6 protein-coding genes and 1 tRNA gene are annotated in these 5,157 nt (G+C 64.5%); 5 read left to right on the top strand and 2 right to left on the bottom strand.

Features of this window, described 5'->3' with window-relative positions; genetic code table 11:
* Nucleotides 1-389 precede the first annotated feature (389 nt).
* Nucleotides 390-464: transfer RNA gene (locus JOY90_RS12290), tRNA-Thr, on the bottom strand.
* Nucleotides 465-878: 414 nt separating this feature from the next.
* On the opposite strand from JOY90_RS12290, the gene JOY90_RS12285 reads away from it, so the two are divergent.
* From JOY90_RS12285 to JOY90_RS12265, 5 genes are all read left to right on the top strand, one after another.
* Nucleotides 879-1,100: a hypothetical protein gene (locus tag JOY90_RS12285; protein ID WP_291691403.1), complete on the top strand. Its 222-nt coding sequence runs from the start codon at nucleotides 879-881 to the stop codon at nucleotides 1,098-1,100.
* 352 nt (nucleotides 1,101-1,452) lie between these two features.
* Nucleotides 1,453-2,187: a hypothetical protein gene (locus JOY90_RS12280; protein ID WP_367276916.1), complete on the top strand. Its 735-nt coding sequence runs from the start codon at nucleotides 1,453-1,455 to the stop codon at nucleotides 2,185-2,187.
* A gap of 389 nt (nucleotides 2,188-2,576) precedes the next feature.
* Nucleotides 2,577-3,269, top strand: a complete 693-nt coding sequence (locus JOY90_RS12275; RefSeq protein ID WP_291691402.1) for an urease accessory protein — start codon at nucleotides 2,577-2,579, stop codon at nucleotides 3,267-3,269.
* Between the two features lie 413 nt (nucleotides 3,270-3,682).
* Nucleotides 3,683-4,150, top strand: coding sequence for a hypothetical protein (locus JOY90_RS12270; RefSeq protein WP_291691401.1), 468 nt, complete (start codon nucleotides 3,683-3,685; stop codon nucleotides 4,148-4,150).
* A 35-nt stretch (nucleotides 4,151-4,185) separates the two neighbouring features.
* A complete protein-coding gene (locus JOY90_RS12265; protein ID WP_291691400.1) occupies nucleotides 4,186-4,635 on the top strand; it encodes a hypothetical protein in 450 nt (149 codons plus the stop codon).
* Nucleotides 4,636-4,686: 51 nt separating this feature from the next.
* Here the strand turns inward: JOY90_RS12265 and JOY90_RS12260 are convergent.
* Nucleotides 4,687-5,157, bottom strand: a 471-nt coding sequence (locus tag JOY90_RS12260; RefSeq protein ID WP_291691399.1) for an RNA methyltransferase, incomplete at its 5' end; no start/stop codon positions are given.

Genomic DNA, 5,157 nt, shown 5'->3' with positions numbered 1-5,157 from the left:
CTCCAACTCTTGGGCCGAAAAGAAGCCCCGCTCCTTGGGACAAGGCGCAGGGCAGGTTACTCACTTTGGGACGCGCCAGTGCTGCTGGCGCACCTCAGTCTTTCAAAGATGCTTTGCTCCCGCATCAACTTTGTTGAATTTCGATCGCATGGTTCTGTCAGGTTCGCGTAGAAATCCTGGCTTGGGAGGTGCCTTGACTGGAGTGACGGTGCTCGCGCCTTGAGCCATGCGAAGCGGCCTTCCTGCGCAAGCTCACGTGCGATGTCGAGCTCGGCCTGCATCGGACTGCGCGAGCAGCCGGCAGCATGAAGCAAAACGAGGCCCGGAAGAGTGCGCGACCGCCGGCGCCCGGTATCGCCGCTCGGCGGATGTGCTTCCATCATCTTTGCTGGTGCCGGCTGAGGGGATTGAACCCCCGACCTTCGGTTTACAAAACCGCTGCTCTACCGCTGAGCTAAGCCGGCTGAAGAGGATCGTTTCGCCAATCCCCTGGCGGGACTCGGCGAAGCCACCCGCGAGAACGCCGCGGAAACGGCGGGGCGTGCCGCGTCCTGTTTAGGGTACGCCATCGGGCTCCGTCAACGCACGATCTGGCGTTCAGTTCGCCGATGGGATGCGGGAGCGGATCGGTACGTCCAGGCGCGCCGCCGGGCCATGTTCTTCGGGCGCGGCATCCCATGCTTCGCTCTCGGTGACGCCGAACTCGAACTCTCGGCCACGGCAGGCCCTCTCGCCGTACGCGCCTCCTCGGTCGCGCGTCGTGGCGGTCCCACAACCGGTAGTCTTACGGAGTCCGCCTTCACAAAGGTTTCGCACATCAGTTGTACGTCGCGCACCCAGCAGCTCAACCATCGCGGCCGGCGAATCGGGCCGCTGCCGTGTTCGGTGATGCTGCGCCAATCGCTTCGGAGGTGATGCGGGTGCTGGCGGAGAAGTTCTTTCTGGTTCTGGAGACGCGCCTGAGCCGCATCGATTTCGATGAGGGGGCGGGCGCGGAACATTACGACGCGCCAAATCGCAGGCAGGCTCCGACGCCAAAGTGGCAGATCGTCAGCGCGTTGATCGCCTTTGCCTGGTCGTTTTCTCCGGTTGCACAGTGAGGCGGATCAGCACTTTCTTTGTGCCGTCGAAAACTTCGAGGACGCGATTGCACAGCAGGCAGTGATACTCGCCCGTGGTCGCTCGGCCGGAAGCGATTTCAAGGCGACGGTAGCCAGCCTTGCATTTGGGGCAGACGATATCCGACGATTTCATGTCAAGACGTTAGCACGCGATCGGACGTCCTCGCAAACTCCCAGGCCGACGGCAAAGGCCCTTTCCAGTCTCTGCGCCGGGGTCGAGGCCATGCATCCCAATGTTCAGGGTGCAGGCCAGCGGCTGGCGACACATGCCAGGCGTTTCAAGGCGCTAACGCGGAATTAAGCCCATCAGCCCATAATCCAGGGCAGATCGGTGCTGCGTGAGGGAGCCGTCGCGACGACGATCCAGCGATGGCTCCTTTTTTCGTTCACTCGTTTGAGGGCAGTGCAAGTGACCAATACGTCGGAAACGCAGAGCCAACCCGAACAACCCCAATCCGCAGCACCGAGCAAGCGGTCCACCCGGAAATCGATATTGGCACTGTCGATGTTCGCTTTGGCCATAAACGGCACGGCGGCCATCTATACGCTGCCGTCCTTCGATATTCCCTTGCCGGGGGTCGGCAATTTGGCCGAATTGCTTCCGCATCGGAAAGCTTCCGATCCAATCACGGACCCGGTCGTCGCCGCTTTGACGGATATTCAGTCGGCCCAGCAGCAACACCTGGCCTCGCTGCAGGAGACCAGCTCCTCATTGCAACAAAGCACGGCTCTGCTTCAGCAGGACTCGACGGCGCTGGCTTCGCTAAGACAGAGCGTCACGGATGAACGTGTCGACGTGAAGAGGATATCTGCTCAGATCACGGATGAACATGTCGACGTGAAGAAGATGTCCGCTCAGATTTCCACGCTCATAGCGAAGGTCGACTCGCTGCAAAATGCAATGAAGCCGGAAATAACCTCCTCCATTCCAACCGGGCGCGCTCGCAAGCGGCTATACGGAGTGGTGCGTAACGGGATGGCTCGGCAGCCCAGACCTGCAGGGCCTGTCTCGGTCGGAGGGGCTCCCTTGAGTTTTCCGGCTATCACGACGGCGCCAGAAGGCTGAAGGCATCGCAAGCCGCCACCGCCCTCGCGCGAAACCTGGCTTGGATAATGAGGGCCTGTCTCTCGCTCTCGTCGACGGCACCCCACAGCGCGACCTGTGTTGCGGCGACATGGGGACCGAGGATCGCGACCGCGTCGCTCGGCCCCATACCCAATCTGTGAAGAGGTTCGCCGCCTGCCTGATGCGACGAACGAATTCTGCGTAACTCAGGGTCACGTTCGTCTCGGGCGTGCCCATCCGGGTGACATACCGGATGCCTGCTCGGCGTTACCGATGCAACGGAGCCATTCCGTCGTGCAAATCGTGTTGCATGGGCCGTCAGGGCAATGCGAAATTCCGCCCCGCCGGAAGCAGGACCACAGGGCTTGTGGGGCGCAGGCAGGAGAGCGATGTTCGTTATTCTGGGCTTGGGGTTTCTCCTCGGCATGCAGCACGCGCTCGAGGCCGACCACATTGCCGCCGTCTCCGCGATCGCCGCGCGGCGGAGCGAGGTCGGCGACATCGTCAGGCACGGGCTGACCTGGGGTCTCGGCCACACGCTGACGCTGTTCGTGTTCGCCGGTGTTGCGATCCTGCTCGGCCATGCCATCCCCGAAACCATGGCGCGGCCGCTGGAGACCGCGGTCGGCGTGATGCTGGTCGGCCTCGGTGCGCATGTGCTGTGGCGGCTGTGGCACGACCGCGTCCACCTTCACGTGCACCAGCATGGCGACCGCGTCCACCTCCATGCCCACAGCCACGCCGGCGAGACCGTGCCGCACCGGAGCAGCGTCCATGCGCATGCCCACGGCTTTCGCTGGCGCACGCTCCTGGTTGGCCTGATGCACGGCATGGCCGGCTCGGCCGCGCTGCTCATGCTCGCGGTGGCGCAGGCCGCGACCCCGTTCGCGGGCCTCGCCTATGTCGCGCTGTTCGGCATCGGCTCGATGATCGGCATGGGCGCGCTGTCCACGGTGATCGCCGTCCCGATCGTGGTGTCCGCGCGCTGGCTGAACCTCGCCAATCACGCCCTGCAGGGCACGGTCGGCGTCGTCACCATCGCGATCGGCGCCCACACCGTGCTGGCGAACGCGCTCGCCTGAATACGCGCCTGCTTTACCTCTCCCCGCCCTTTGCAGGGAGAGGTCGGATCGCATCGAAGATGCGATCCGGGCGAGGGGCGAGGCACGCTGGTGCCAATATCGAGCATTCCGAAGACTGCGTTCTTGCGACAAGCACGCTCGTGTCTGCCCCTCACCCCAGCCCTCACCCCGTAAGAAAGAACGGGGAGAGGGAGCGCACCGCCGATGCTGCCTGACTTGAACCGCGCGAGCCCGCAATCCTGCGGACGTTAACGCATCCTCGTTGCCATCACCCGAAATTAACGTTGGCGAATGGCTTCCGCGTTAGGCTTACCGGAACTTTCCGGCGCGGCCTTAACACCTTGGCGCCACATGATCGGTTAGGTTGTCGTTTGGCACTTGGACATCCATTCATGCACATGCGGTTCGCGTTGATGCTTTTGTTGGCAGCGCCGGCGGCGGCTGTCGCCGGCGAGGGATTCGACCTCGTGATCCCCGGCCGGCCCGGCGTGCCGATCATGATGAACGGCGTGGACGTGTCCTACGCCGTCATCGAAGGCGATTTCGGCCTCGGCAAGAGCGTGCACAACCCGCCCAGGGTGTTCGGCGGCCATCTCGTCGATCCGGAGCCCTTGGTCGGGCACTATTATCCGAGCGTCGGCCTGAAGCCGGGCTACGGCCGGGCCGAGATCGAGGCGCCGGCCGATCGCAAGCCGAAGGGCGCCGAATCCTTTCACCAGTCCTGGTCCGCGCAGTCGCCGTCCCTGCCGGCGCCATCGGCCCGCATGGACGTCCCGCTCGATCCGCCGCCGGTGATGATGGCGCCGCGCGGCAGGGAGGGACGCATCCAGCGCGAATTCTCGGATCGGCCGCAAGAGCCTTCCGAGAAGCTTTCGAGGTGAGTGAACCAAAAAAATTCGACAGGAGAGAGCAAGTCATGCGTCTAGTGATTTCAGGAGTGATAGCGGCCTTTGCCGTGATGACCGCGGGCGCAGCCCCCGCGATGGCCTGCGGGTTCACCGCATGCTCGCCGTGCGCGACCTATCTCGGCCCATGCACGACGCCGGCCTATACCTACGCGCCAACCTACACCACCGTGCCGAGCTACGTTGGGTATGACCGGCTGGCTGACCCGGAGACGGACTATGACGCCGGACCGGAGCACCAATACTATTACGTCAACGAAGGCCCGACCTATACCGGCCCGGGCGCGTTCGCGCCGTATCCGACCTACCGCGGCGGCTACCGTCACCATGCCTATCGCTGGCACCATCGCTACACGTTCTATCCCCATCGCCACAGCCTGCGTTACGGCTATGCGCCGCAGCACCACGCCTGGCACACCGGCTACGGGTACGGCCGTCGCGGGACGCGCCGCTACGACTGATCGCCGAGATGATCGAGAACCTTGGCGCCGGTTCGCTTCACGCGAGCGGCGTCATGCCATCAGGCCGAGCCGCGTCGCACCGACATAGAGGGCGAGCACCGCGGCGTTGGAGACATTGAGGCTGGTGATCTCGCCGGGCAGGTCGAGGCGGGCGACCACGCGGCAGGTCTCGCGCGTGAGCTGCCGCAGGCCCTTGCCCTCGGCGCCCAGCACCAAGGCCAGCGGCTGGCGCAACGCCACCGCGGCGAGATTGTCGGCGCCGGCGCTGTCGAGCCCGACGGTCAGGAAGCCGCGCTCGTTCAGCGCGGTCAACGCCCGCGCCAGGTTCTGCACCGTCACCAGTGGCACGAGCTCGAGCGCCCCGGAGGCCGATTTCGCCAGCACCCCGGTCGCCTCCGGGCTGTGGCGGTTGGTGGTGACGATCGCCTTGACCGCGAACGCTGCGGCCGAGCGCAGGATGGCGCCGACATTATGCGGGTCGGTGATCTGGCCGAGCACCAGCACGATGCCCTCCGCCGGCAG

Source organism: Bradyrhizobium sp., assembly GCF_019242285.1.
Taxonomy (GTDB): Bacteria; Pseudomonadota; Alphaproteobacteria; order Rhizobiales; family Xanthobacteraceae; genus Bradyrhizobium.
Note: the sequence above shows the minus strand (reverse complement) of the source record. Positions and strands in the feature narration are given on the sequence as shown.